Source organism: Lysobacter sp. Soil_N_51, from assembly GCF_057655755.1.
Genome location: NZ_JBDGLR010000009.1, coordinates 268,610 through 293,247, shown reverse-complemented (window position 1 = coordinate 293,247; position 24,638 = coordinate 268,610). Strand labels below are relative to the sequence as shown.

General features: G+C 62.7%; 24 protein-coding genes and 2 pseudogenes. 12 read left to right on the top strand and 14 right to left on the bottom strand.

Translation table 11 applies throughout. The annotated features are described in order from the left end of the window. Window positions 1–104 precede the first annotated feature (104 nt). The 7 genes from AC3A4T_RS19020 to AC3A4T_RS18990 form a co-directional block, all read right to left on the bottom strand. On the bottom strand, window positions 105–2,381 hold the full coding sequence (locus tag AC3A4T_RS19020) for a penicillin acylase family protein (protein ID WP_487676792.1): 2,277 nt from the start codon (window positions 2,379–2,381) through the stop codon (window positions 105–107). After that, window positions 2,381–2,587 carry a hypothetical protein gene (locus AC3A4T_RS19015; RefSeq protein ID WP_487676791.1) on the bottom strand — a complete coding sequence of 69 codons (207 nt, stop codon included), beginning with the start codon at window positions 2,585–2,587 and terminating at the stop codon, window positions 2,381–2,383. Before AC3A4T_RS19015 ends, AC3A4T_RS19020 begins: the two co-directional genes overlap by 1 nt. 554 nt (window positions 2,588–3,141) lie before the next feature. Then, window positions 3,142–3,996: a LysR family transcriptional regulator gene (locus AC3A4T_RS19010; protein ID WP_487676790.1), complete on the bottom strand. Its 855-nt coding sequence runs from the start codon at window positions 3,994–3,996 to the stop codon at window positions 3,142–3,144. 508 nt (window positions 3,997–4,504) lie between these two features. Continuing rightward, a complete protein-coding gene (locus AC3A4T_RS19005; protein ID WP_487676789.1) occupies window positions 4,505–5,623 on the bottom strand; it encodes a serine hydrolase domain-containing protein in 1,119 nt (372 codons plus the stop codon). A 329-nt stretch (window positions 5,624–5,952) separates the two neighbouring features. Beyond that, on the bottom strand, window positions 5,953–6,396 hold the full coding sequence (locus tag AC3A4T_RS19000; protein WP_487676788.1) for a nuclear transport factor 2 family protein: 444 nt from the start codon (window positions 6,394–6,396) through the stop codon (window positions 5,953–5,955). 83 nt (window positions 6,397–6,479) lie between these two features. Next, window positions 6,480–7,634 carry a nuclear transport factor 2 family protein gene (locus AC3A4T_RS18995; protein WP_487676787.1) on the bottom strand — a complete coding sequence of 385 codons (1,155 nt, stop codon included), beginning with the start codon at window positions 7,632–7,634 and terminating at the stop codon, window positions 6,480–6,482. 48 nt (window positions 7,635–7,682) lie between these two features. After that, window positions 7,683–8,744, bottom strand: a complete 1,062-nt coding sequence (locus tag AC3A4T_RS18990) for an AraC family transcriptional regulator (RefSeq protein WP_487676786.1) — start codon at window positions 8,742–8,744, stop codon at window positions 7,683–7,685. 373 nt (window positions 8,745–9,117) lie between these two features. Here AC3A4T_RS18990 and AC3A4T_RS18985 point away from each other — a divergent pair, with 373 nt between their 5' ends. The 4 genes and pseudogenes from AC3A4T_RS18985 (at window position 9,118) to AC3A4T_RS18970 (ending at window position 10,648) form a co-directional block, all read left to right on the top strand. Next, window positions 9,118–9,561, top strand: coding sequence for an arsenate reductase ArsC (locus AC3A4T_RS18985; protein ID WP_487676785.1), 444 nt, complete (start codon window positions 9,118–9,120; stop codon window positions 9,559–9,561). A 96-nt stretch (window positions 9,562–9,657) separates the two neighbouring features. Next, a pseudogene (locus tag AC3A4T_RS18980) lies at window positions 9,658–9,774 on the top strand (hypothetical protein); the annotation flags it as partial. Window positions 9,775–9,869: 95 nt separating this feature from the next. After that, window positions 9,870–10,238, top strand: coding sequence for a hypothetical protein (locus tag AC3A4T_RS18975; RefSeq protein ID WP_487676880.1), 369 nt, complete (start codon window positions 9,870–9,872; stop codon window positions 10,236–10,238). 26 nt (window positions 10,239–10,264) lie between these two features. Beyond that, on the top strand, window positions 10,265–10,648 hold the full coding sequence (locus AC3A4T_RS18970) for a hypothetical protein (RefSeq protein WP_487676784.1): 384 nt from the start codon (window positions 10,265–10,267) through the stop codon (window positions 10,646–10,648). A gap of 662 nt (window positions 10,649–11,310) precedes the next feature. Here the strand turns inward: AC3A4T_RS18970 and AC3A4T_RS18965 are convergent. Next, window positions 11,311–12,204 carry an AraC family transcriptional regulator gene (locus AC3A4T_RS18965; protein WP_487676783.1) on the bottom strand — a complete coding sequence of 298 codons (894 nt, stop codon included), beginning with the start codon at window positions 12,202–12,204 and terminating at the stop codon, window positions 11,311–11,313. 243 nt (window positions 12,205–12,447) lie between these two features. Here AC3A4T_RS18965 and AC3A4T_RS18960 point away from each other — a divergent pair, with 243 nt between their 5' ends. From AC3A4T_RS18960 to AC3A4T_RS18945, 4 genes are all read left to right on the top strand, one after another. Next, on the top strand, window positions 12,448–13,203 hold the full coding sequence (locus AC3A4T_RS18960; protein WP_487676782.1) for an SDR family NAD(P)-dependent oxidoreductase: 756 nt from the start codon (window positions 12,448–12,450) through the stop codon (window positions 13,201–13,203). A 220-nt stretch (window positions 13,204–13,423) separates the two neighbouring features. After that, complete coding sequence (locus AC3A4T_RS18955; RefSeq protein ID WP_487676781.1) at window positions 13,424–13,660, top strand: hypothetical protein; 237 nt, start codon at window positions 13,424–13,426, stop codon at window positions 13,658–13,660. Between the two features lie 71 nt (window positions 13,661–13,731). Beyond that, on the top strand, window positions 13,732–14,280 hold the full coding sequence (locus tag AC3A4T_RS18950) for a TetR/AcrR family transcriptional regulator (RefSeq protein WP_487676780.1): 549 nt from the start codon (window positions 13,732–13,734) through the stop codon (window positions 14,278–14,280). Window positions 14,281–14,306: 26 nt separating this feature from the next. After that, on the top strand, window positions 14,307–15,293 hold the full coding sequence (locus AC3A4T_RS18945) for an NAD-dependent epimerase/dehydratase family protein (protein ID WP_487676779.1): 987 nt from the start codon (window positions 14,307–14,309) through the stop codon (window positions 15,291–15,293). 3 nt (window positions 15,294–15,296) lie between these two features. Here the strand turns inward: AC3A4T_RS18945 and AC3A4T_RS18940 are convergent, their stop codons facing one another. Next, window positions 15,297–16,301 (bottom strand): AraC family transcriptional regulator N-terminal domain-containing protein, encoded by a 1,005-nt coding sequence (locus AC3A4T_RS18940; protein ID WP_487676778.1) that lies wholly within the window; start codon window positions 16,299–16,301, stop codon window positions 15,297–15,299. On the opposite strand from AC3A4T_RS18940, the gene AC3A4T_RS18935 reads away from it, so the two are divergent. Beyond that, on the top strand, window positions 16,300–17,070 hold the full coding sequence (locus AC3A4T_RS18935; protein WP_487676777.1) for an SDR family NAD(P)-dependent oxidoreductase: 771 nt from the start codon (window positions 16,300–16,302) through the stop codon (window positions 17,068–17,070). The genes AC3A4T_RS18940 and AC3A4T_RS18935 overlap by 2 nt on opposite strands. Window positions 17,071–17,286: 216 nt before the next feature. Here AC3A4T_RS18935 and AC3A4T_RS18930 read toward each other — a convergent pair whose 3' ends face one another. The 4 genes from AC3A4T_RS18930 to AC3A4T_RS18915 form a co-directional block, all read right to left on the bottom strand. Next, the gene (locus tag AC3A4T_RS18930; protein WP_487676776.1) at window positions 17,287–18,648 is read right to left on the bottom strand and encodes a transposase; all 1,362 of its coding nucleotides are present in this window, start codon (window positions 18,646–18,648) and stop codon (window positions 17,287–17,289) included. Window positions 18,649–19,839: 1,191 nt separating this feature from the next. Next, window positions 19,840–20,082: a DUF4262 domain-containing protein gene (locus AC3A4T_RS18925; RefSeq protein WP_487676878.1), complete on the bottom strand. Its 243-nt coding sequence runs from the start codon at window positions 20,080–20,082 to the stop codon at window positions 19,840–19,842. 87 nt (window positions 20,083–20,169) lie between these two features. Beyond that, complete coding sequence (locus AC3A4T_RS18920; protein WP_487676775.1) at window positions 20,170–20,922, bottom strand: hypothetical protein; 753 nt, start codon at window positions 20,920–20,922, stop codon at window positions 20,170–20,172. A gap of 350 nt (window positions 20,923–21,272) precedes the next feature. Continuing rightward, window positions 21,273–21,905, bottom strand: coding sequence for a hypothetical protein (locus AC3A4T_RS18915; RefSeq protein WP_487676774.1), 633 nt, complete (start codon window positions 21,903–21,905; stop codon window positions 21,273–21,275). A 412-nt stretch (window positions 21,906–22,317) separates the two neighbouring features. On the opposite strand from AC3A4T_RS18915, the pseudogene AC3A4T_RS18910 reads away from it, so the two are divergent. The 3 genes and pseudogenes from AC3A4T_RS18910 to AC3A4T_RS18900 form a co-directional block, all read left to right on the top strand. Then, window positions 22,318–22,548, top strand: a pseudogene (locus AC3A4T_RS18910) (transposase); the annotation flags it as partial. A gap of 244 nt (window positions 22,549–22,792) precedes the next feature. Beyond that, window positions 22,793–23,104 carry a hypothetical protein gene (locus tag AC3A4T_RS18905; RefSeq protein ID WP_487676773.1) on the top strand — a complete coding sequence of 104 codons (312 nt, stop codon included), beginning with the start codon at window positions 22,793–22,795 and terminating at the stop codon, window positions 23,102–23,104. Window positions 23,105–23,714: 610 nt separating this feature from the next. After that, the gene (locus AC3A4T_RS18900; protein ID WP_487676772.1) at window positions 23,715–24,194 is read left to right on the top strand and encodes an SRPBCC family protein; all 480 of its coding nucleotides are present in this window, start codon (window positions 23,715–23,717) and stop codon (window positions 24,192–24,194) included. 111 nt (window positions 24,195–24,305) lie between these two features. On the opposite strand, the gene AC3A4T_RS18895 is transcribed toward AC3A4T_RS18900, so the two are convergent. Continuing rightward, window positions 24,306–24,635, bottom strand: coding sequence for a DUF3658 domain-containing protein (locus tag AC3A4T_RS18895; protein WP_487676771.1), 330 nt, complete (start codon window positions 24,633–24,635; stop codon window positions 24,306–24,308). Between the last annotated feature and the right edge of the window lie 3 nt (window positions 24,636–24,638).

The window sequence follows — 24,638 nt, the reverse complement described above, 5'->3', positions numbered from 1 at the left end:
GGCGAATCCGTAGCCAGTGAAATCATCAGCGGCTGCTGTCGACCCAAGGCGGACGGTCGGATAACAGTGTCCTCGGCATCGGCTGCGAACGTCTTCGTGGTCGATTACTGCCGGACGGTGATGGGCGCGCCGATGGCGTCGGCGGCAATTTCCGCGTCCGTGTACGGGAAACGATGAAGCGCCTTCTTCGAGAATTCGCGCGTCTGGTCGGCGTAGTGGGGCGAGGCCGGATCGGCCGATTGCGAGTAGGCGAGGACGGCTTTGGCGACCGGGCCATCGTCGTCGAAACCGACCGCCTGCACGTAGCTGGCGCCGAACACGACGGCATAGCCATTGTTCGCCGGAACGGCTTTGGTGTAATTGAGCGTGCCGCCATTGGGCAGGCCGGAAATCGGAATCCGTTCGGCACCGCGCATGGCGAACTGCGATTCGGCGAGCGAGACATCCGGCGCCAGGCCCAGCTTCTTCAACTCGTCGGCCGCCGATCCGAGCGCGGTGAGCAAGTCCCTCGCAACCGTTCCCTCTATTACAAGACCGCGCGGCGTGGCGACCAGGTCCTCCGGGTCGAACGGCATCGTCCAGATGTCGGCGCGGTGTCCGACCTTGCTCCAGAACAGGCTGAACAGCATCGCGCCCCGGCTGTCGAGCTCGGCTTTTCCGTCCCAACGCGCCAGGGACGCACACGCCTGCGCCGGCGCCCGCGGTTGCGCGCACAGCTTGAGCATCGACGGCAACGCGAGCTCGGCCGCCAGCACTTTGTTGCCGAACATCGTCCGCGTCGCAAGGTCGATATCGAACTTCCGCGTGCTCAGCACGCGGCGGATCTCTTCGATGCCGGAGCGTGTGCGCAGATAGCCCAGGCCCGGGTCGCGCCCCATGATGGGCCCGAGCTGCTGCCGCGCCGACGGATGAGTCCAGCGATAACTGTCGTTGCTGTTCTGTACGTAGTCTCGCCGATACAAGGTCGCCATCTGCGTCGTCGGCAGCAAACCCGGCGCGACGGTGTTCGCGGAGGTTTCCCAACCGCAGGCCGCGCGGCTCCCGTCGAGCACGACCAACTCCTGCAAGTGTCCGGGCAGACGCGCCTGGATGTCGCCGCACTGCGCCAGACGCTCGGCCGATACGTTGGGCACCGCGGTGATGTCGGCGTACATCGCGTTGCCGCCGCGGTCCGCCGCCAAGGTGTTGAGAAACGGTCCGCCCAGATGCCGGGCCAGCGCGTCGCGAACGTCTTCGACGCGCCGTGCCCGCCCGATGTCCAGCCACGTATCGCCGCTGCGGATGTTGCCGCTATTGGCATCGGCGACCGCATAAGCCGTACTGCGTGTCCACTCGTACTTGGCCCCCGGCACCGACACCAGCGGCCCGAAGCGCGACGCGTACAGCGTGCGCGTGATAGCCGGCCCGTCCTTGTCGTCTATGCGGACGTCGCGTTTCGTCATCGCCTCGGCCTTGCCGTCGACGCGATACACCGTCGGATCGGCCGGGTCGAGCGCGAGCTTGAACACGGTCATGTGCGCGGCCGTATCGACCGTATGAGTCCAAGCGACGTCGCGATTGAAGCCTATGCCGATATACGGCATGGTCATGATCGAAGCGCCCGCGACATCCAGCTTGCCGGGAATGGTCAGATGGGTCTGGTAGAACCGATTGGGTCCGGACCACGGGAAGTGCGGGTTGGCCACCACCAGGCCCTTGCCGTTGTCGGTGGCATCGCCGCCGAAGGCCCAGCCATTGCTGCCCGGCACCAAAACCTCGTCGTTCGACGGCAACGCCGCGGCATTGACGGCGCCCCTGCCGCCAGGGGGCGAGGCGTTGGCGATCTGCGTCGCGAACACGCTGGACGACGACAGGGTCGCGAAACCGTTGATCGACAGCAGGACATCGTCGCGCGTGATCTCGCGCACCCAGGCTTGACCGGCGCACTCGGTCGCCAATTGGTTCCGATGGTCCTGAAGGAAGCGGTTGTAACCGCCCACCCAGCCATCGACCAGATCGCGATACTCCACGGAGCGGCGCGCGAACGCCGCGCGCAGAGCGGGCAAGTCGGACGTGGCCAGGTAGAACACGTCGCTGTCGATATTCTTCGCCGGCGCCAACCCGATCATCGCGGCGCCTTGCGCGCCGAAGAACTTCGAACGTTGACCGGCGAAGCTCACGTAGGCATCGGCCATCAAACACAAGTTGTCCTGCGCCCGCGCATAAGCGGCGCCGAAGCCCAGGCCGCCGTAGTCGGCAGCCTTGATGTGGGCGATGCCGAAGCGAGTGCGGGTGATGCTGGCTTCGTACTTGAACGAGGTGGGCGGCGGCGTGCTGGCGCAAGCGGCCAACGAGATCGTGGCGGCGGCCAGCAGGGCGCGCGAGCGTATGAGCGACTTCATCAGAGCTCCACTCCAAAGCGCGCCATGACGCTGCGCGGACGCGTGTGGCTAACGGCATGGTTCTGCGCGTCGAGGGCGATGTTGTCTTCCGCGTTCTGGATCGCGGACACGACGTTTCTTTGATCGCCGGTGTTGTTCAGCGCCAGGCTGACCTTCGGCTTGTAGGCAAGATCGATGCGCGTAGGGGTGAGGTCGAAGTTAAGCATGTATCGCTTCTCCAGCCGGCCTTGGTGCTGAACACCTGTCCCAGGCTCGGCCAACGTGGGTGTATTGCAGCGCGGCGTTGATGTCGATAAAGGTCGATCCGGTGACGGTGCAGCCGCGCGCATGACGCGACCGCGAGGACCACGCCTGCGACGGGCAAGCGAGACCGCATTCGCAAAGCACTCCCGGAAAAATCTCAAGGGCCGGACCCAGCGCGAACAGGGGTAGCCGCAGAGAAGACTCGGTCTATACCTGGCTCTTTGACAAACTAATAAGTTTTAAGAGTGGATTAACATAATGTTATAGCTGCACTCGCGCGGCCTGCCGGCAGCGAGTCGGGCCGCGAGCGGGCCGAAGGACGCAAGCTTCCGCACGCGCAGCGCAAGCCGCCGTCGCGATGGCGCCGAGTGATTACCGGTTGTCGACGCAAGCGGATGGGGCGTCTGCCACCGAGGCCATCGCCAGGACAATGGCCCGGACGATACGGGCTTGAGCCATCGCGCGCGCCGTGAATCGGAACGGATCGCATCGCGTCCGGCCCACTTACTGGCAGCGCCTACAGCGTCGGCAGAATCGAGCGGACTTCGGCTTCGAAACTGCGAAGAAGCGCAGACGCGCTGCGTTTCGCCGTCCTGATGTTGATTCCCACCGACGGCAACGGCGGAAGCCCGGTGGATATCGGCAACACCGCCAAGTCGGGAGGAACCGCATATTCGGTCAGCACCGCGATCGCCTGGCCTGAACGCACGACCGAAATCAGACCGGCGACGCTGCTGCTCTGATACGCGATGCGGTATTTGCGGCCGGCGGCGTCCAGCCCCGAAATCGCCGCCTGATGGTTCATGTCGTCCGAATCGGTCAGCGCCAGAGGCAGCGGATCGCGCTTGTGCGCGTCGTTTCCAGGCATCCCCGCCCAGACGAATTGCGCTTTGCTCAGGAATTGCCGGCTTGGGTTGTCGGGCTCGGAAACGATAGCGATGTCCAGGGTCTGATCGCGTAGCTTCTCGATCAATTGCGCAGACGGCGCGCACACCACGCCAAGCACCACTTGCGGGTGCCGATTGGAAAACCCGCGCAGCAACGATGGCAGGAACGCATACGCATAGTCCTCCGGCAGCCCGATCTTCAGCTCGCCGGAAAGGCTCTCGCCACGAAGCACCGCGACGGCTTCGTCGTGCACGCGCAGAATCTGTTGCGCGTACTGGTAAAGCCGCTCGCCCTGAGCGGTCAGCGCGATGCCGCGCCCGCTGCGGATCATCAACGTCTGTTCCAGCTCGGCTTCGAGCCGCTTGACCTGCTGACTCAGCGCGGCCTGCGATCGACCGACCCGGTTCGCGGCGCGCACCATCACCCGCGCCTCGGCGATGGCGACGAAATGGCGAAGCAAGTCGATATTGAGTCTGGTGCTCATGGAGCGGGATTACCTGGCGATCGGCTGAGGCATGCTTAGATTACTCCCAACCGTCTCATGGATTCGCGGCGGTTCGCCTGTTGCTTCGGTGCCTTTGCACGCATGCATCACCAAAGCCTGGCCGTGCTTCATCCGAGCGGCGAAGTGACGAAGAAAGCGGCGTTCGAGCGCCTGCAGCAGGCTGGTCCGAACGCGCACTCGGCAGCGTTGAATAGCGACACCGCAGCCTGGGTGGCGTCGGTCCCGAGGTCTTTGAACCTGCCTCACATTGAAGCCGCGCAATGTCTTAATTGCTGGGCAGTCCAACCTTCAAAGCTCGCATCGCGGTATGTCCCAGAGGTTGTGATCCACGGGGATGTCGAGGATGCGCGAGCCCGACTGACGCAATGGGCTTGTGCATCCTTCGATATTGCCGAGCGCCTGAATTGAACCGGCCCGCCAAGCGGATTGCGCTTGGATGAATTGCTGAGCGGCGTTATCGCACGCTCGCGGTTCACGCCGACGCCGGTCAACTCGCGATGTTTTCCCGTGCCGCGATTTTCTCGACGAGCGTATCGATCGCCGCTTCCATGGCGTTGGCCGTCTGGTCGCCGCTCTGGTTGGTGATGATGAATATGCCAAGATTGTATTTAGGCACGATGTAGATGTAGCACTGCGACCGCGGCACGCCGCCGTGGTGCGCGTAATAGACGCCTTTCAAGCGGTCGTCGGTGACGATGTTCCAGAAATAGCCGATGCTGAACTCGGAATCGAATTCGACCAGGGTTCGATGCGATTCCTTCACCACAGGGCCATTGGCCAGCTGGAACTTCAGGTACTTCATCATGCCCGGAACGGTCGCCTTCACGTTGCCGGATGCGCCCCAGGGCAACTGCGGCATCGGCGTGGTCGCAACCGGGTTGTCGCTGTGGTAGCCGATCGCCAACCGGTCCGCTTCGGCATCGCTCAGTGTGATGCGGATGTCCGCCATCGCCGCCGAATCGCGGAAGAATCCACGCAGCAGCGACTCGTAGTCGCGCTTGTAGACCTTTTCGAGGATATGCGCCGTCAGTTCCGTGCCGGAACTGGAGTAGGCGTATTTCTTTCCGGGTATCCGCGGAATCTCGACGCCGTGCAGATCCTTGAAGAAGTCCGCTTTGCCGTAGTGCGCGTAGATGGCATTGAGTTCGCCGGGCGTGCGCTGGTTGGTGAAGTCGGCGAGTACCGTATTCGCGCGCTCGGGCAACATGTTCGGCAGGCCGCTGGTATGCGACAGCAGGTGGCGGATGCGGATGGGCTCGCCCTTGTACTGCAGATTCGGGTATGGCTCGCTCAGATACATTCGCACGTCGTCGTCGAGGCTAAGCCTGCGTTCCAGGACGGCATTGGCCATCAGGGTTCCGGCAAGGGTCTTGCTCAGCGAGCCGATTTCGTAAAGGGTCGTGTCGGTCGGTGGGCTCGGCTCCCCGGCGTGCATATCGCCGAGATGGCGGATGATTTCCTTGCCCCGGTACACGACCCCGATCGAGGTCGAGTGAAGCAGCGGCTGCTTGATCAGGCTGGCGGCGACTTCATCAATCTCGGCTTCCAGGTTTTTTGCTGGGGTGTCCGTGCGGGTGCAGCCTGCGATCGAGAGGGCCGCGGACACTATCAAGCCGCCAAGCCGCCATCTGGTTCGAACCCTGATCGAAGTCGCTTGCATGCGTTGGCGCCGTGAGGGGCATGGAAAGGGCGCTCAATATAGCCCAGTGCCGGAAAGATGACTGGCCTGGGCGAGGTATCTTGGTGGAGCTTTGCGTCCATGGCGACTTGCCGGCACTCCGGCGTCCGGCGGACGTTGGCGGAGTGAACCTGATCGGTTTTCATTCGGGGACGGCATCCCGTCCCACCGTCGCGTAAAGGCTGCGCCGGCAATACTCCACCGCTTCGCGTTGCGCTGTACACGAAGCGGTGGGTTTGACAGTCGCGCCAAGGTGCTTACGGTTTACGTTGACCGCTCCACGATTTGGTCACGATCATCCATTTCCCGTCGATCTTCGACAGCACCAGGTAGTCCAGGCCCTTCCACGCGGGATAGTCCAGCATCACTTTGACGACCGCGATGCGTTCGTTTACATCCACGATTTCGTAGCTGCGCTCGCGCTGCGCTTCGTCGTCGGCCGGCTTGCCGGGGAATCCCTTCGCCCACTCCTCCGCGGTTTGCGTGACCACGCGGCCTGCGGATGTCGAGTAGCCGAGCACCACCCCGTCTTTTCTGAGCACTTCGAACGCCAGATTGGCGTCGCCCGTTTCGAACGCGCGCATCATCTTTTGCATGGCCTGATCCACCGCGTCATGCTCGCTGCTTCGCGCCATGACGGATGTGGGAAGTAGCAGGAGCAGAGCTCCGGCGAAAACAAGGAATCGGATCGAGATTTTCATTGCTGCCCTTGGTTTATTGAGTGCGGGATTTTGGTTCTGCATCGCCTAGACGATGCTGCGGAAGATGAACCTGTCGCCGTGTGTCACCTCGGCTGTTGAGCGGATGGTTTGCGAAGGATGTCGACGACGGCTTGCGCCACTTGTTTCGCGGAGAGGTAGTTTTGGCCGGTCACCAGTCTGCCGTCGACCACGACATACCCCTTGTCGCGCGCTGAAGTGAGGAACGTGCCGCCTCGCGACTCGACCGTTCGCCGGATGAGGAAGGGGAACTCCTTGAAATACGCGGCGTCTTGTCGTTCGAATTCCTCGGGATAGCCGCTGACGCGCTTGCCCCCGATCAGGTAGCTGCCGTCGGACAATTTGAGGTTGACCAAGCCTGCGGTGCCGTGGCACACGGCTGACACCACTCCGCCATTGCGCTCATAGACATGCATGGCGATGTCTTGCAGCCGGGTATTTTCCGGGACGCCGTAGATGGCGTTGCTGCCGCCGACGAAATACACCGCGCGGTAGCGCGCCGGATCGATCTGCGCAGGCGTGTAGGTATGCTCGAGCGCGTACATCAGATCCGCGTCGTAGAGCCGGCTCCGGAACTCCCCGGCTTCGGTGACGTTGATGGGCGCTGCGTTGCCCTCGGGCGAGACGAAATCCACCGTAAGACCGGCGGCCAGGAACGCATCCCATGCCTCCACGACCTCTCCGAAACTCACGCCCGCCGGCAGCTTGGAAGCACCGTGGAACTTGGCGCTGGACAGCACGAACAGCACGCGATCCCCGTTGCGCTGACTCGCCTGCCGGGTGGCGGTCTTGGCTACGATTTTCCATTCGGCATCGAGTTTGCGCAGCAGAAACAGATCGATGAACCGCGCGCCCTGGCTGGGGATCAGGATCTCGGCCTTGACGGTCGCGGTGTCCGCCTCGACGTCGATCGACAGGACATTGCCAATCCGCCCGGTCGGTTGGCCGGCCTTGGCGCCCGAGAACCAGCCGACGTACTCATCGACGCTGACCGGCCAGTAGGCGGTGCCCGGCCGGCTGAGCAGCAGACGGGCGTCCGGGTGGAACGCACGCCGCAACTGCTCCGGCCGCGCGTGGGCACTGCCGTCGATGTAGTCGGTCATTGCACGGGTGATGGCGACCCGCTCGAGGTCATCATCATCCGCCGCGCGCGCGTTGGTGACGCTCGTCAGGCAGACAAGCAGCAGGACGAGGCATCGGAAAAACTGAAATGGGTACATGGCACCTGCTCGCGATCGAGGGATGCCGTGTACGGTACAGATGTCGTTTCAGATCAATGCGTTGGAATCATTTTCAGGACTCCGGGAGTCGATTCCCGGAGCCGCGGAACGCTGCCGGAACGCAGTCGGCGTGACCCCTTCCACTTTTTTGAAGGCGCTGTAGAAGGTCGACATGGACTGGAAGCCGGCTGCTTCCGCGATCGCTTCGAGAGGCTTCGAAGGCTCGCGGGACAGGAGCGTCTTGGCCTCGCCGACGCGCAGTTGCGCCAGGTACTGCTTGAACGAGGTCTGGTTGTTGTCGTTGAGCAACTGCGTCAGCCGGGCCTGGGGCACGCCGAGCCGGCGAGCGAGGCGGGGCAGGGTCAATCCGGGGTCCAGATGCAAGCGCTCACGCGCCATCAACTCGGCCAGCGCCTGCAATTGCGCGGCGGCCTCGGTTTGGGGAATGCGGCGATCCTGATAGGGCTCGATCGGGGTCTGGCCAGACCGCAGGCGCAGATAGACCAGGACGCTCGAAGCCAGGACGAAGGTAAACGACAGCGCGCCGACGATGTAGGAGGTGTAGCCGGCGGTGAAGTAGGCGATCCAGATCAACCAGATGCCGCCCACCGCTCCCAGCAACAGCGGGCCCGATGGCGTCCCCGAAAGCCGTGCGCGGTGGCGGTACACCTGCGCGGTGGCAAGCAGGAGGTAGCCCAGCCACGAGTAGGTGATACCCGGTGCGACTACCTGCCGCCACAGGTCGATGTGATCGGCGTAGGGCGCGAACACGTTCACGGCGGCGGCGATGGCCAGTAGACCGGCGATATGCCGACGGTCGGCCCGGCCGGGGCCGGGGCTATCGCTCTGGCTTGAGCGCACCAGAAAGAACAGGCAGGGCCCGATCATGAAACAGGCGGTCAGGCCGAGCTGGAGAACGATCTTGGGAATGTCGGGCCAAAAATAGAAGGCCACGGATTTTCCCGTTCGCACACTGACCGCCAGGATCAGCAGCGACAGCCAACGCTGCGTGGGCTTGCCCTTGGCCCGCCACCACAGAAACGATGCCGCGCCGATACCATTGAAGGCGCCGAGCATCGCGAAGAAAAACAGGAAGTGCTGGCTCAGCATGATCGATGCATCGAAAGGTCGGTTTATCGGGTTGCGACCGCGTGGCGAGCCGGCGCGCACGCTTGCGGCGAACGGGCTGGAGAACACTCACATCGCCCCGGCCGATGCACGGCGGTGTGCGCTTCGACGAGGGCAGGCAATGGTACACACTTGCCATCCTCCTCCGGGCAGCGCTGTTCTGGCGAGGCATCGTGGGCGATCAGCTTTCGCACAGTCGGTTTTCCATGCCGCGCCGCCGCAGGCCCTGAGCTTTCAAGTGGACCGCTCGTGTCGGTGCATGCGAGTGGGTCGTGGACCCGCGGTCGTCCGGAGGCGCTGGTCGGACCTGGCCGGGGGCGGATCAGGCGCCTCTTCGTTTCCTTATGGACTCGCTATGGCCGAGGCGATCCTCAACGTGTTGGGGCAGGGTCGGTTCAAGGCCTGCAGCGCTGGCGGTCATCCCAGTGGACAGGTCCAGCCGATGGCGCGGGAGCTCGCCCAGGCCATCGGCTATGACGCCAGCCAAGTCCGCAGCAAGAGCTGGGACGAATTCGCCGTGAAGGATGCGCCTGAGATGGACATCGTCATTACGGTCTGCGACAACGCCGCTGGCGAAGCGTGCCCGGTCTGGTTGGGCCATCCTGCATTGGCCCATTGGGGCGTGCCTGACCCGGTAGCCGTCAGCGGCGATGAAGATACCCGCCGCCGCGCCTGCACCGCCGCTTTTGCAAGCTTGCGCCGCCGTATTAAGCGGTTGCCATCGCTCCCGCTTCAAAGCCTCGATCGTCTGGCCTCGCAGGCAAAGCTGGGCGAAATTGGCCGCGTCGGTGCCGAATGATCCGCCAGCGCCTTCTTGCTGAGTTTCTCGCGACGAGCCTGCTGCTGACCACGGTGGTGGGCTCGGGCATCATGGCGGAGCGCCTGGCCGGCGGAAATGAGGCCGTCGCCCCCGATGGCGAATACATTGGCTACCGTCGGTGGGCTCTACATTCTCATCGAGCTGTTCGGTCCCGTAAGTGGTGCCCACATGAACCCGGCGGTCAGTGCCGTCATGGCGATCCGTGGTGAGCTCTCGTGGACACAGCTGCCCGCTTACATCGTGGGCGAGTTGTCGGCGCCGCGCGCGGCGCTTGGCTGGCGAACGCCATGTTCGATCTTCCGCTCGAGTTCTCCGCGAAGGCACGGACCGGCTTGGGCCAGTGGCTTGGCGAGATCGTCGCGACCGCGGGGCCGCTACTGGTCGTGCTGCGAGTACCCCCATCCCGAGTTGCCGCGATGCTGGCCGCTTACATCGGCGCTGCCTACTGGTTCACCTCATCCACGTCGTTCGCCAACCCTGCGGCTGCCTTCGGGCGCATGTTCTGCGACAGCTTCGCCGGCATCACTCCGAGTGACGTGCCGGCCTTCATCGCAGCGCAAGCTCTTGGGGCGACGCCAGGTGTAACGATCAACAAGCTTCTCGGTAAAATCCATGCCTGGCTTCAACGCAAGCGGCGGGATGGCGCGCCGGACTGAAAGTGATCGGAAACCAAGGAGATAGCGTGCGAATCTTTGAAGCGCAAACTACCGCGCACTATGAGGGGTGGCGGCACGTGACGCTGCAGGGTAAGCAGCTGGCGCGTCGATTTCGCGACCGGAATGGTATGTACTTGTACGGAGCTTATGAGCTGAATTCGGATGCCGTGGTCACGCTGGAGGCGGAGGTTGTTGAGCCTGATTCTTCCTCGGTCGTCAATTTTGCTGTAATCGATGCAACTGCGGTACAAGGAGCCCTTCTGCGCTTTAGCGCATTCCGCCAGGATCTGGACTTCTATGTAATTGTCGGGATCAGCGAAGACGGGTTTTCCGATCTCAAGGTGAGCCTGGAGTCGATGGCTCCGATTCCGGTCCTGTGTCTGGCGACATCGCGTTCGGGCGTGGGCTGAACGTCGCTATCCGCGGATGGGGAATGGTGAGGGCGCGAGCCAGTGGTAGAGCCGGGCCAAGGTCCATCAATCAGGGAATTAGACACCATGACTCACCGTAGGGCTGTGACAGTGCTGATTGGTGCGGCCGTTCCATTGCCCTGCGTGGCGTCGGACACCCTGTCTGGCTTGGAATGGTCCGGCGTCTTCTTCCTGGTCGCTTCAATCTACGTCATACCGGTTTACGCATTTTGCCTGGCTCTATTCGTGCTTCTTCGCAGAAGAGGGAAACTGTCGAAATCGCCGGTTGCGCACCTGGTGCCATTCGCAGTCGTCTTGATCGGAGTCGGCTTATTGTGGAGCGAACTGATGGTGCTTCCCGTATTCATCGTATGGCTTGGCGTTGCCAGCGGTTATGCCTATCTCCTGGCCCGGTGGGGAGCGCGCAATAAAGCGCGATGAGGCAGGCCGATAAGGAACGGTGGGCCGTATTGGTTACGCATTCCATGCCGCCGTTTGCCCGGTCGTGGATCTGCAGTGCGTAACACTTCGATCGTCTGGGGTGCGGCTGTAGCTAACTGGATAACGTCACCAGTGCCGACGCGGGGCCGCGAAGCGGCTTCGGCTTTCGCATGAGTCGAACCTGTTTATAGAACCCCAGCGGTACGCCCGCGGATTTTCGTTCATGCGCAAGCGTAGACCTTGGCTTGAGCGATCTTGATATCGCGCACCGGCGAAGCTCCGAACATGCGGCCGTATTCGCGAGTGAATTGCGGAACGCTTTCGTAACCCACGGCGTAAGCGGCATTGCTGGCCGAAGCGCCCTCCGACAGCATCATCCGCCGCGCTTCGATCAAGCGCAGTTGTTTTTGGAACTGCAGGGGAGACAAGGTAGTAACAGAGCGAAAGTGCTGATGGAACGTGGATGGGCTCATGCCCGCGGCCTCGGCAAGGTGTTCGATCCGCAGAGGGCGCGCATAATCGGATCGGATGATCGCCACCGCCCGGGCCACGCGATGAGCGCTGCCATCGGTCATTCCCAAGTTGCGGATCGCCGGACCGTGGCGGCCGGTCATGAGCCAGAAGTGCATCTCCCGCACCAACTGCGCTTTCAGAACGGGAACGGCCGCGGGGCGATCGAGCAGGCGCATCAGGCGCAGCGCGGCATTGGCGACTTCGCTTTCGGTTGGCTCTACCCGTACCGGAGCGCCGATCGCTTCCCGTGCGATATCCATCTCGAGCGCGAGCGCTTCGATGACCGCCGGGTCCAGTTCAAACACCAGCGAGTAGTACGGTGTGCGGACGTTGGCTCGGGTGATCTGGCTCACCGTGGGCACATCGGCAGTGATGAGCAGCGAGTCACCGGCGCCGAAATCAAACGTGCGATTGCCCATCATCACGCGCTTGCTGCCTTGTACGACAAGCGCGATCAACGGACGTGAGATGGCGTATTGGAGTTCGCTGGCCTGGGTGGCGCGAATCGTCGCCAGTCCAGGGATTGGTGTGTCCGCGACGCCGTGCGCGTCGGAGTGAAACTCAGCATGGCGACGCACGGCGGTGAGCAGAGTTTCGTCCATGCGCGGACGGTAGTCCGGGCCGGCCTGGGACGCAACCGTGAACGGAGGATCAGGCAAGAGCCGCCGGACGCAATTGCTCGCGGCTATTGGCCTCTATGTCGCACCGGAATCCAGCTTCAGCCTTCGACGGCCGCGACCTTGGCCGGAGGAATAGGCAAAAACATCACAGGAACCGGCAACCGGCTCCCGGGCCCTGGCCAGACACTGACGTCGTCGGATCGACACCACTTCACGGGAGCTCACATGTCCACCATTTCGATCGTCACCGGTGCCAGCCGCGGCCTGGGCCGCAACACCGCACTCAGCATTGCGCGTCGCGGCGGCGATGTAATCCTGACCTACCGCAGCGCAGAAGCCGAAGCGCGCGAGGTCGTCAACGAGATCCAGATTCTGGGCCGCAAGGCGGTCGCCCTGCCATTGAATGTCAGTGACGTCTCGACATTCGCTGGCTTCACTGCGAGCGTCGGCGCGATGCTCAAGGATGTCTGGGGCCGCGATACCTTCGACCACTTGGTCAACAACGCGGGCCATGGCCACATGGCGGCTTTCGCCGAGACGACCGAAGCGCAGTTCGACGCCTTGTTCAATGTCCACGTCAAAGGCGTGTTCTTCCTGACCCAGGCGCTGCTGCCGTTACTGGCCGATGCAGGGCGCATCATCAACTTGTCTTCGGGCCTTACTCGGGTGACCAGTCCCGGCTTCTGCGCCTACTCCACCGCCAAGGGCGCGGTCGAGACTCTCAGCGTCTGCATGGCCAAGGAACTGGCCAGCCGCGGCATTACCGTCAACACCGTAGCGCCGGGCGCGATCGAGACCGACTTCCTGGGGGGCGCGGTACGCGACATGCCTGAGCTCAACCAGCAGTTTGCCGGCATGACCGCTCTGGGTCGGGTCGGCGTACCCGATGACATCGGCCCGATGATCGCCAGCCTGCTGGGACCAGACAACCGCTGGATCACCGCTCAGCGCATCGAGGTCTCCGGCGGTCAAGTCATCTGATCTCGCCGCATGCAGGCAGCCCTGCGTTGTTCGGTTAAGGGTGTGGCGCAAGCGATGGCGCTGACGCAGGATCCTTGAGCTAAGACACCGTCTTGCAGAAGTCGCTTCTTGACCCGAGCCGCGAAGCGGCTTGGGCTTGAATGCTTCGTCCGCTGAGGCGCGGCCCAGGAGCGGGCCTTTAGAAGTCCACTTTGACCCCTGTTTCTGCCCAAGCGCGGCCGTGACCCAACTCCTGAAGGGGCTGGTGGCGGCAGGCTACGTGGACAAACAGGATGCCGCGGACGACCGGCGCAAGGCGCGGGTGAAAACTGACGGCGAGTGGCGCGCCCGGCACCAACAGCGCGAGGCACGCATCCGGCAGTGGATGCAGCAGGCGCTGGCGAAGTACCCCGATGCCGAACTGGCCACCGCCACCCAGATCCTGCTTCAACTGGGCGCACTCTACGACGCGCTTTGAGCCGACGGCATGCTTGACGAGGGCGTCTCTTTATTTATAATCGACCGGATGGTTAAATATGGAATCCGCTGATGGGACGCCGCAAAAGCATTGATCCGCAGCAGGTGCTTGATGCCGCCGAGCGCGTGGTTGCACAGGTGGGTGCGGCGCGCCTGACGCTCGATGCGGTGGCCGCCGAGGCCGGGGTCAGTAAGGCCTCGGTGGTGTACGACTTCCAGTCCAAGGCCGGTCTCATCCAGGCGGTGGTGGAACGCGCCGTAGCCCGCGACAACGCCTTCAACCGCGAGGCGGCGCAGGGGTTCGATCAGGATGCGTTGTTGCGCGGGCGCATCGCCGCCGCGGCTCAGCCCTTTCCCGAGGCATTCCAGCCGGTGGCCTTGGCGCTGTGCGCGGCCATGGCCCAGGATCCCCAGCTGCGCGCGCCCATCCAGCGCAACCAGGCGCAGATCCTGGCCGAAATCCAGCAGCAGGCAAGACACCCGCGCAGCGCGTTGCTGGCATACCTGGCGCTTGAAGGCATGAAGCTGCTGGAGTCGCTGGACTACGTGCAGTGGCCGGCCGCACAGCGCCAGCAGCTGCTGCATGACATCGGTGCATTGATCGATACACCGTCACGCTGATCCCGCTCTCCCCCCGAGGTATCCCGATGAGTTCTTCCACCCTCTTCCTTACCGGAGGAAGCGGCTACGTGGGCCGCAATCTGATCCGCCGCCTGTGCGCCGATGGACACAATGTGCGGGCGCTGGTGCGCAGCCCGCAGGCGGCAACGGTCGTACAGGCCTTGGGCGCGCAGCCCGTGCATGGCGACCTGCTGGATCCAGGCGTCTGCGTAGCGATGGCGGGCTGTGCAGCGTTGATCCACGCGGCCGCCGACACCGACCACCGCAATGCTTCGGCCAGCCAGTGGCAGACCAATGTAGAGGGCACCCGCAACATGCTGACCGCCGCGCGCAGTGCGGGCGTGCCCGTGGCCATCTTGCTCAGCAGCGAATCTGCGCTGACCTCCGGCGCCGCGTTGCAGATGGCGCGCGAGGACCAGCCCTATCCGGAAAGGGCGGCGGGCACCTACGGGGCGAGCAAGGCGGAAGCAGAACGGGTGGCGCTTGCGCTTTCCAGGCCCGGCTTCGCAGTCAAAGTATTACGCCCGCGCTTCGTGTGGGGGCGCGACAACACCACCGCCATGCCTTACCTGCTGCAAGCGGTGCGTAGCGGTCGATTCGCCTGGATCGACGGGGGAAACTACCTGACCTCCGCCACCCACGTGGACAACCTGGCTGAAGCGGTCTGCTGCGCTTTGGTGCATGGCGCCGGTGGCCGCATCTACCACATCTGCGATGGTGCGCCCGTGCCGTTCCGCCGCCTGATCGGCGCACAGCTGCAGGCTTATGGGGTGCAACCGCCGGACAAGCAGGTGCCGCGTGCACTGCTGCGTGTGTTCATCGGGTTGGATGACCTGTTCCGCAGGTTGCGGCTGCCACTGCGCGCGCCGATGACCCGCCAGGAATTTGCCACCTCCGCGGTGGAAGTCACGCTGGATGACAGCCGTGCGCGCAGCGAGCTGGGCTACCGCCCGGTGGTTACGCTGGAAGCTGGCATCACGGCGTTGAAAGCCCTGGCTGACGTGCAGGCATGACCCTCAGCGGGTTGTGGGCGGCAGACTGTTGCGTGGTGCCTGGCCGAACAATCGGCTGAACTCGCGGCTGAACTGGGAGGGGCTCTCATAGCCCACCGCGAAGGCGGCGCTTGCAATGCCAGTGCCGCCACGCTGCAGCAGACGGCGCGCCTCCAGCAGGCGCAGCTGCTTCTGGTACTGCAGCGGTGATAGCCCCGTTGCCGCGCGGAAATGGCGGTAGAACAGCGTGTTGCCCATGCCCGCGCGGCTGGCCAACGCAGCCGCGTCCAGTGGTTGGCGGAAGCTGCGCTGCAGGCTGGCGATCGCGGTGGCCATGCGCCGCGCCAATGGCGATGGCTGGGCCATTGCCCACAATGCGGGTCCGGCCGCGCCCTGCATCAGGCGGAACAGCAGTTCGCGCTGCAGGGCGGGCCACAGCAGTTGTTGGGCCTGGAGACTGTCGACGGCCAGTTCCAGCAACCGCTGCAGGCAGCCGAGTACCGGCGCATCCAGCGCCACCACACTGAACGGCGAAGGTATGGGCGCTTCGCCCGCCGGCAGTGTCCGCATGTCGTCCAGCAGTTGCCGCAGCATGGACGGTTCCAGTTCCAAGACCAGGCCCAAAAACGGCATGCGGTGATTGCCACCGGTCACCACGCCGCGGGCAGGGACCGGCAGGCGGGTCAGCAGCGCATCACCGGCACGGTAGTCCAGCACCGCATCTCCCACCAGCACCTGCTTGGCACCCTGCAATACCGCGCCCAGTGCAGGGCGATACAGCGCGGGCGAGGGAACGCGTGGCGAACCTGCACGTGCCAGCCAAGCACTGGGCAGCAATTCCAGCAGCGACTGTGTATCGGCGCCGCGCGCACGCAGCACGCTCTGCGCCTGCAGCGCCAATGCCTGCAGCGCGGGCGGGCGGTGGTCGGTGGCAAGGGAATCGGGCAAAGATCGTGTGCAATCGGGCAAATGCGGGCGGTGCCGCGGCGGCAGGATGTCACGATCCGGTTCGCGAGACAAAAGCACCATGCACAGCCAACACAACCCGCAAACGATCGCCTTGGTTACTGGCGGCAGCCGTGGCATCGGCCGCAGCATTGCCCTGCACCTGGCGAGGCAGGGCAGCGATGTGCTGATCACCTACCAGCACCAGCAGGCACAAGCCGCCGAAACCCTGCGCCAGATCGAAGCCTATGGCGTACGTGCGGCTATGCTGCCGCTGGACCTCGCGGCCACCGGTACGCTGGAAAACTTCGTGCCCGCGGTGCAGACCCAACTGCAACGTTGGGGGGCGTCGCGCTTCCAGCAACTGGTGAACAATGCTGGCTTGCACGCACCGTCGGCATTTGGCGAGATCCGTGGCGATGACATCGACCTGCTGTACCGCGTGCATTTCAAAGCGCCGTTGCTGCTGGTGCAGGCGCTGGCACCGCAGCTCGCCGATGGAGGAGCCATCGTCAATATATCCACCAGCCTGACCCGCCACGTTGCCGTCGGCAGCCTGGCCTATGCCGCTATGAAAAGCGCGATGGAAACCGCCACACGCTATCTGGCGCAGGAACTGGGGCAACGCGGTATCGCGGTGAATGCCGTGGCCCCGGGAGCCACTGAGACTGACTTCTTCGGAGGCGCGGTACGCGACGATGCGGCAGTGAACAAGTATGTGGCGCAGCACACCGCCATGGGCCGCACCGGCCAGGTCGACGACATCGGCGCTGCCGTCGCCAACCTGCTGTCGCCGGCCAGCCACTGGATCACCGGCCAGCGTATCGAGGCCTCAGGCGGAATGCTGATCTAAGGCTGCGGCAAAGCAAGCGGCTCGGGGTCGTGTCTGCTTTGATCGATAGTCGACATTGGGGCCGGCGCCCCTGCCGGAGTAGTGGCAATGTCTGCTTCCGGCCTATTCCGTTGAAAAACTCGGTCCTGGAACGGGAGCGCCACGTGACCATGCCGCCGGACCGGATTTGTTCGACTAGGAATGAAGCAAATGAGGGGCCCGTAAGCGCCCCACGCCTTAGATGGGGACCGCAATTCCCGCCTCCGAGCCTTTCGGCATCAACCACGCTGCCATCCTTCGCAGATTCTGCGCGGTGGCCGCCAATAGGAACTCGTCGCGGGCGCCTTTCAGGCCGCGGAGCCGCAAGCGATCCAGACGCAGGATTCGTTTGAGGTGAGCGAACAACATCTCGACCTTCTTTCGATGTCTGCGCGATCGCGCGTATCGAGGTGTATTTGCCAGCTGCCGAGCCACGTCGCGTGCGGATTCATTGGCCTGCCGGGCGATCTTCCTGTGTGTGGTGTTGGGGCAGCACCGGGACTTGAACTCACAGCCTGCGCAGTCGTAGACGCTGCTGCGATAGATCAGCGTGTCGTCCGCAGTGGGCTTACCGGTTGAACGCAGCGGTTTGTCCTGCGGGCAGCGGTACTCGCCGGCTTCAGCTTCCCAGCGGAAGTCGGAACGTCCCAGCGAGCCATCCTTGCGCTCGGCTTTGTCCCACACCGGCACGTGCGGCTCGATCGCCTTCTCGTCCACCATCCAGCCCAGCATCTCGGCGGTGCCGTAGGCGGTGTCGCCGATCAGATGCGTCGGCTTGATATCGAACCGCTCTTCGACGCGATCCACCATGGTCCGCGTGGCATTGACCTCGTCCGTGCGGTACGCGGGCGTTGCCTCAACGTCGATGATGACGCCGGCCTTCGTGTCGATCAGGTAGTTGGTCGAGTAGGCATAAAACGCTGGTCCTCCCGGCGCCGCCGTCCACTGCGCCGCCGGATCGGTAAGCGACACGTTCTTCGGCGGCTTGCGGGGTTCCTCGGCTGCGTCCAGCGCCTCCATGTACTCGCGTACCGGCCGCGTCAGCGACGACTCCCGATCCCAGCTTGCTTCGGCACCGGAGACGCCACGCTGGCGGTTGGCATCGGCCTTAATGACGCTGGCATCGATGGCGAAGCCTTCGCCGCCGACAAGCCCTTCGGCCAAGCAGCGCTCCAACACTTTCTCGAACACGAAGCGCAGCGTGTCGTTGTCGCGGAACCGGCCGTGCCGGTTCTTCGAGAACGTCGAATGGTCCGGCACCGCGTCTTCCAGGCCCAGCCGACAGAACCAGCGGTAGGCCAGGTTCAAATGCACTTCCTCGCACAGCCGGCGCTCGGAGCGGATGCCGAAGCAGTAGCCGACGATCAGCATGCGAATCAGCAAGGCCGGATCGACAGAAGGACGGCCGGTGTGGCTGTAGTGCGGCGCGAGATGCCGGTGCAGCTCGCTTAGGTCCAGGAACTGGTCAATGCCACGGAGCAGATGGTTCGCTGGAACGTGATCTTCCAGGTTGAAGGCGTAGAACAGCGGCGCTTGCCCGGCTTCCTGACGTCCCATCATCGCGTCGACTTCCGCTCGATCGATGGGACGTCAGTGAATCAGCATCAGATGACCGATTCAACCGGGTTTTTCAACGGAATAGGCCGATAGCGGACATTCGAGCGACGGAACGAGTCGGCCGCGTATCCCCTTTTCTCCAGAATCGATACTGCTCTAACTTCAATTCCGGCTGAGGCGTAGGCCCCGAGCGCATCGGGACAGCTGACGAGAACGGGACTGTCGAACGCGACGGGTGACCTCATTCCACTCGGCTGCGGATTAGGTGCGCAGGGCGCGGGGGCAGTTGACCTGCGCCTGCACTCGCCGCGTCTATTCCATCAAGCGGCTAGTCGACGCTGCCCGCCGGGGGATCGTCGTAGAGGTTGCCTATTGTTCCTTGATGTGGCCCGGTGTGAACAGAATGGTTCGAACGCCATGGTCGTGGGCGCGCCAAATTCCGCCGTCAACCGCGGTGCCCAAGTCGGTCCACGAAGCGGCTTCGGTTGAGTGACTTGTCAGGGCGCGACTACGACAGAGGCGCCTCGAATGAAGTAATGCGCTGGTATGCCGGGAACCGCGCAGTCATAAGCGCTACAGTCTGACCCGCGAACGCCCTGAGCGAACTCAAGCCTGCCGCGGGCGATGATCTGGGTGCCTGGATTTATTTTGCTGGGGACTTGAAACGGTTCGAACAAATAGACGTACCAGCGCTGGGAACTGACAGCATTAGCCAGCTTGCCAATGGTGTAGCCTCCCTTAAGCTCAACATGATGCCCGACCTGTTTTGCTAATGGTCCGTGGGCTTTGTCCTGGCCAACCGTCGAGCACGCAGTTAGGAGAAGGAACGAAAGCAGAAATGCTCTAGACATTTTCCGAGTCTCCTAACGATAAATTGCGGCGTGCCGCGAAGCGGCTTCGGCTTGGATGTGATGGGTATGTCCGCATAATCGCTTGCGACAGTTTGGAGCTCGCCTGCCCACCACGACTCTAAGCCGGACCGAGGCACAGTCATTCGATGCGCTTCTCGTACCTGGATTCCCGGGAAAGAAGTAGCTCCAAAAGTCGCTCAAGACTACCTCGGCGCCCTTCCATACGTTTTCCTCAATGTAACCGTGGGTCCAAGGCGCAGTCTCTACGATGCCTTCATTGATATCGGGGAATTCCACATTATCGAGCGCCGTATTAATCAAGCGGATGCCGCGCGATTCTCAGTTAGTCGCCAAAATTTTTCTGGTCTAAGGCGTTCAAATCGACTTTGTAGCCTTGGGCCTGGACCGTGCCATCTTCGATTTCGGTTCGGATGACGTGACTTGCTCTGAGTAGATCGGCGCACTCGCTGGGTAGCGTGTGCGCCTTTTCGCGTTCCAACCCGAAGACCATGACCTTGGGGTTTCCGTAGAACTGTGCGAATCCTATCGAATAGCCGAAGTAGTTCTGGCTTTGCTTGACTGGCAGGACGTCAGATGAAGATTAGTGCAGCTCAGGGGCATTGAAGCACCGACTGGAGATACTCATTGAGCCCGGAGTAGCCCAGTCCAGAAATCACTGGGGCACTACCTCTACCGTATTCGCCCTGTTGCCGGTATTGCAGGTGGTGGTGGCGATGTAGGGGGCATACGCTGTGGTGCTCTGTTTCACATAGGTTTGACCCGTCTGGAGATTGCTGCAGTTCAGCTGAGCTTTGTAGGCGCCGCTTTCACACTGAACACTGCCGCGACCGTAGTAGTGAGAGTTGCCCTCATGGATCCATTCCCGCCACGTCGCGCAACCGCTGACGCCGGGAGGTCTCGGATCCTCGACGGCGAAGACCCCGTCTGCTCTGTTACCCGAGTAACAGGTGGTGGTGGCTGTATTCGGAGCCGCTACCGCCACGTCTCCGGTGACGATGTAGCCTTCCCCCGTCTGTAGATTGCGGCACTGAATTTTCACTTTGTAGTGGCCGGTGTCACAGGCGACGCGACCGCGGCCGTAATAGCTGCTGCTGCCTTCATGGACCCACTCCGTCCACGGGGTGCAACCGGTCAGGCCCAACGAGGGCGGGTCTTCGACGGGGAAGACACCTTCGGCCCGGTTACCGGTGTTGCAGGTGGTAGTGGCGGTATTGGGAGCATCTACCGGCGCAGCGCCATAGACGACATATCCCTCACCGGATTGCAGATTGCGACACTGAAGTTTGATCGTATAGCGGCCCGTGCTGCACTGAACTTTGCCGCGGCCATAGTAGTAACTGCTGCCTTCCTGGACCCATTCCGTCGACGTTGTGCATCCGGATACAGACGTCTGTATCGATTGCATGGCAGATGGGGACTGGGCGTGTGCGGAGAAGATAGACAGGCCGAGAATCGCTGTCGCTGGAGTCAGAGACGAATGTCTGATCAATGTGCTTCCTCCTGTGCCGTTGACGGTCGATTTTTTTAGAACACGAAGGTCGAGGGAGGCGAGGGCTTGGCCGCCAGACTATTGCCGGACGAAGGGTCGAAAAAGCCCAGTACCAATTTTTACCCGGGTGAAGTGGCGCCACCGAATCGCTTCTACAGGACCGAGTTCGGCGTGCGAGCTTGAGTTGAACCGCTTGCGCGCTGATGCATCAAGGGCATCGATGCGCCCTTGATGCTGTGCGAGTCGTGGCCCACCGGTTCACGAGCTTATGGGCAACCGGTGCCCGGGTCATCGATGATGGGCATCTCAGGAAGGGTCTCCCCGCCGCCGCCGCCCGGGTTGCCGACGCAGCCGCTGCCGCTCGTCGTCCAAGAGGAACTGTCCGCAGCAATCACCGTCGATCCATACACGGCTTCCACGGTCACGGTTGCCGCGCCCGGCGCGATGTCGAACTTTTGCACCCCGTCCAGCTCAACGTTGAATCCATCGGCCGACGGATAGTTGGCCAACCACGTGTTGAGCGCGGCCGGATTCGCGGCCACCGCCATCGAGTCGGCCACAACGAAACCGAAGGACGTCGATCCGAGCACTGTTTCGCCCTGCTTGACCGCCAGCGTGCCGGTCCCCGAGCCGTCCAAGATAATGGTGTTCTGAGTGGTGATGTCGACCGCGATGTCAGCCGCATCCAGGGCGCTCATTGCATTCATCATCCTCAGCATGCTGCGGCCCGTACTGCATGACGCGGTCACCCCTGCCTCGATCGTCAGATCTTGCTGCTCACCCATGGGCGTGGTGGATTGTTTCCCGGTGACTTTGATGGACGGAGTGACCGTCTGACAAGGACAGCCCGTCAGCCCCAGGCAAATCGCCGCCGCCCCTACGATAGTGCGATATTTCATAAATCCTCCTTGATGGTCCCCAATACAGCGGAAATCTTAGTCACCCTTCCAAGCGGTTGCGGCCAGCGCTGTAACTCCACGGTTGAAGACTGGGATGCCCGTCGCAGCCATTTCCGATAGCCGGTCGGGCGCGCGGTGCAAGTGCGGTCGCGCCGACGAATACTGTCGCGCGCCGTGCCTGGGGCATTGGGCTCGGTCCGCCGCCAAGCCACGCTCAACTTCTGATCGGCGGGGCCGTTCCGCGCCTGGCCAAATGTCCATCGACCACCCACCCGCGCACCGATCGCCCCTCTGTCTGAGGCTCTAACAGGCCGTTGGGAAATCCGAAAAACCCACGAAAGTAATAGCCCTCTTCAATCGCCCGACTTCCTATGCACAACCCCACGACCAGCAACCCGCCCTGTTGCCGTGCGTGTCAGTGGAAGACCCGGTGCCCACGACTCATCCGATTCGAACCCTGCGCGTGCTGGTGGATACGTTGTTGCTCGAACTGAACGACGAACTGGCCACGTCGCTATTCGAACGTGGGCACCCGTCGATTCCGCCGGAACATCCGTTGCGTGCCGGCCTGTTGCAAGTGGTCTATAGCGCGCGTAGCGAGCGCCTGCTGATGGAGCAGTTGAACTACAACCTGCTGTTGCGTTGATTCGTGACGCCGAAGCGAGTCTGGGCGCGGACAAGGGCTATGACTCCGGTGAGTTCGTCAATGCTTTGTTGGCGCGTGGAATTGCACCGCACATCGCCCGCCACACGTCGCGGCGATGCAGTGCGGTGGACGGTCGCACGGCGCGCAGCCAGGGGTATGCGATGAGCCAGCGGCCGTCGAAGGCCATAGCCCCAAGTCACGCAACCTGATCGAAGACATCCCGGTCGACGAAGCCGCATGGATGCGCAAGGAGAAGCTGCCGCATTCGCTCAACTGGGGCATGCACTTCGTCTCGCGCCAATTCATGATGCCGTTCGACGAGTACATGCTGGCGATGTGCCTGGCCGGATTCGCGCCACGCGACGAGGTGTACGGCAGCATCCATCCCCGGGGCATTCCGAACATCGACCGGCTGACCCCGTATCGCTTTTTCAGCATCGCCGACTACGTCTACCAAGGAGCGAAGCAAGCCGATGTCAGGCCGCACGGCCGCGTTCGATCACGAGGTGCGCGGCATCGAAGCCAGGCCGTCGAAAACCGGTGTCGACGGTGACGATGCCGTGGTCGCGCGAGGCGTCGGTTGCGATCATGGCGCACTCAAGGGGACGATGGCATTCAGTCTAGCGCAGGGCGCATCCGCGGCCTCGCGGCCTTTTTGCGAAATGGGCCGTAGAACCGCGATGAAACGACGCTCGTCGCCAATGAGATCCCTGGCGAATGATATCCCTGGCGAATCGGCCAGGCGCCCGATGGATTGCCAGTTGCCTGATGAGCGCCGAAGACCGAACATCGCATTCGCCGTGAACCAGACGAGCGGAAGAGCGAGGCCCCACATTCAGTACCTCGCAGTTCATGTTTTATTCCTGGTGCAAGAACCAAGCCGATCGGCAGCGACATGCGCGAGTGCTTGAGTCTCCAGGCAGTGGCTGGGGAAGGGTGCTTGCAGTAGCTCGTGCGGTTCGACCGTGTACTGAACGATCTTTCGTAGAGTATCCGAGTGGCTCAAGCCTCGTCTCGAAGAACTGCAACGAACCGCAAGTCGAGCCGCGAAGCGGCTTGCGCAAGATCAGCTAGCAAAAGGGGATCTCTCCGCGAGAAGCCCCCCATTACCAGTCAGCAGCACTCCAATCGGTCTTTCAACGCTATGGCAACGAGGAGACAAGATGAGCCCCAAGCCCACCGGCCACCTTCATGGCAACGATTTGATTATCACGCGCTTGTTTCAAGCGACCGTCGATGACGTATGGGAAAGCGTAACCAAGCCCGATAAGACCGCGCTGTGGTTCGGCGGTTGGGAAGGCGAAGCTGGCGTTGGCAATGTCATACGGCTGCAACTGATCCATGAAAAAGGCCAGCCGTGGTCCGACGTGAAGATCGAAGCATGCGAAGCGCCGCGTCGCTTGGTGGTCACGATGAAGGATGATTACGGCGATTGGCGGATCGAGCTGACGTTGACACTGATTGGAAGCACAACGGAACTGCGCTTCGTGCAGCCCCTGAGCGATCGGAAATTGGCTGGAGATGTAGGCCCGGGCTGGGAGTACTACCTGGACATGCTGGTTGCTGCTCGCGAAGGCAAGCCGTTCCCATCATTCGACGACTACTATCCGGCCCAGAAAGCACACTACCTGGAAGGTACATAGGCACCAACTGCCCCAGCAGTGCGCGCGCCGATTCAGGGGCTGGACGTACCGACGCGACGCTCCGTCCCTTTCGGCGCCGAGCCGCGAAGCGGCTTCGGCCGTAAAAAGTTGTTAGGCAGGGCTGCCGACGGCACCGCCGGCAATGCGAACTTCGCTGTATCGCATACGGGACAGGTCTCCTCGCGCCGCAAGCGAGCCATTCGCGACCATGTCCCGGACACGCTGCGCATAGTAGACATCCGGAAGGCCTGGAACATGAGCCGAGTTGGCTGTAAGCGCAGTGGCGACCACATAGGCGACTTTGCGCCATCCAGTGTCGGCTGCCGCTAGCAAGGCAGCATCAATGGCCTGAATTTGATCGAAGCTCAGCGCCGCGATCAGCGCCGAGGCTGCGGGATCCGGCAGGCCATCTTTGGGCTCGTACTCATCGGAAATTTCCATAAG

Bases quoted from the DNA above. Each gene is read 5' to 3' on its own strand.
- AC3A4T_RS18975 (WP_487676880.1), top strand. From the start codon at position 9,870: ATGTTCGATCTTCCGCTCGAGTTCTCCGCGAAGGCACGGACCGGCTTG.
- AC3A4T_RS18965 (WP_487676783.1), bottom strand. From the start codon at position 12,204: ATGGACGAAACTCTGCTCACCGCCGTGCGTCGCCATGCTGAGTTTCAC.
- AC3A4T_RS18995 (WP_487676787.1), bottom strand. From the start codon at position 7,634: ATGTACCCATTTCAGTTTTTCCGATGCCTCGTCCTGCTGCTTGTCTGC.
- AC3A4T_RS19010 (WP_487676790.1), bottom strand. From the start codon at position 3,996: ATGAGCACCAGACTCAATATCGACTTGCTTCGCCATTTCGTCGCCATC.
- AC3A4T_RS18990 (WP_487676786.1), bottom strand. From the start codon at position 8,744: ATGCTGAGCCAGCACTTCCTGTTTTTCTTCGCGATGCTCGGCGCCTTC.
- AC3A4T_RS18935 (WP_487676777.1), top strand. From the start codon at position 16,300: ATGCACAGCCAACACAACCCGCAAACGATCGCCTTGGTTACTGGCGGC.
- AC3A4T_RS18905 (WP_487676773.1), top strand. From the start codon at position 22,793: ATGCGCAAGGAGAAGCTGCCGCATTCGCTCAACTGGGGCATGCACTTC.
- AC3A4T_RS19020 (WP_487676792.1), bottom strand. From the start codon at position 2,381: ATGAAGTCGCTCATACGCTCGCGCGCCCTGCTGGCCGCCGCCACGATC.
- AC3A4T_RS18920 (WP_487676775.1), bottom strand. From the start codon at position 20,922: ATGCAATCGATACAGACGTCTGTATCCGGATGCACAACGTCGACGGAA.
- AC3A4T_RS19000 (WP_487676788.1), bottom strand. From the start codon at position 6,396: ATGAAAATCTCGATCCGATTCCTTGTTTTCGCCGGAGCTCTGCTCCTG.
- AC3A4T_RS18945 (WP_487676779.1), top strand. From the start codon at position 14,307: ATGAGTTCTTCCACCCTCTTCCTTACCGGAGGAAGCGGCTACGTGGGC.
- AC3A4T_RS18915 (WP_487676774.1), bottom strand. From the start codon at position 21,905: ATGAAATATCGCACTATCGTAGGGGCGGCGGCGATTTGCCTGGGGCTG.
- AC3A4T_RS18985 (WP_487676785.1), top strand. From the start codon at position 9,118: ATGGCCGAGGCGATCCTCAACGTGTTGGGGCAGGGTCGGTTCAAGGCC.
- AC3A4T_RS18950 (WP_487676780.1), top strand. From the start codon at position 13,732: ATGGGACGCCGCAAAAGCATTGATCCGCAGCAGGTGCTTGATGCCGCC.
- AC3A4T_RS18940 (WP_487676778.1), bottom strand. From the start codon at position 16,301: ATGGTGCTTTTGTCTCGCGAACCGGATCGTGACATCCTGCCGCCGCGG.
- AC3A4T_RS19015 (WP_487676791.1), bottom strand. From the start codon at position 2,587: ATGCTTAACTTCGACCTCACCCCTACGCGCATCGATCTTGCCTACAAG.
- AC3A4T_RS18895 (WP_487676771.1), bottom strand. From the start codon at position 24,635: ATGGAAATTTCCGATGAGTACGAGCCCAAAGATGGCCTGCCGGATCCC.
- AC3A4T_RS18930 (WP_487676776.1), bottom strand. From the start codon at position 18,648: ATGATGGGACGTCAGGAAGCCGGGCAAGCGCCGCTGTTCTACGCCTTC.
- AC3A4T_RS18960 (WP_487676782.1), top strand. From the start codon at position 12,448: ATGTCCACCATTTCGATCGTCACCGGTGCCAGCCGCGGCCTGGGCCGC.
- AC3A4T_RS18900 (WP_487676772.1), top strand. From the start codon at position 23,715: ATGAGCCCCAAGCCCACCGGCCACCTTCATGGCAACGATTTGATTATC.